Annotated in this window: 1 tRNA gene; it reads right to left on the bottom strand. The window is 55.2% G+C overall.

From position 1 onward, the window contains the following. Positions 1–76: 76 nt before the first annotated feature. Positions 77–153 (bottom strand) — tRNA-Met (locus LKX83_RS32770). Positions 154–248: the final 95 nt, after the last annotated feature.

The following is a 248-nucleotide window of genomic DNA, read 5'->3' on the forward strand; positions in this document are numbered from 1 at the left end:
AACCCCCGACCCTCTGCTTGTAAGGCAGATGCTCTCCCAGCTGAGCTAAGCCTCCATGAATCGATAAGTATGAAATTGGTAGCGGCGGAGGGGATCGAACCCCCGACCTTTCGGGTATGAACCGAACGCTCTAGCCAGCTGAGCTACGCCGCCATGCTTGATCGCGTTCGGAACTTGTCCGATACGCTACAGAGCTTGCGCCCTGAAAACCGGATGCGAAACGAAGCTGAAACATCTTCACCTGTGAC

This window comes from Cohnella baijiui (assembly GCF_020731285.1).
GTDB lineage: Bacteria > Bacillota > Bacilli > Paenibacillales > Paenibacillaceae > Cohnella.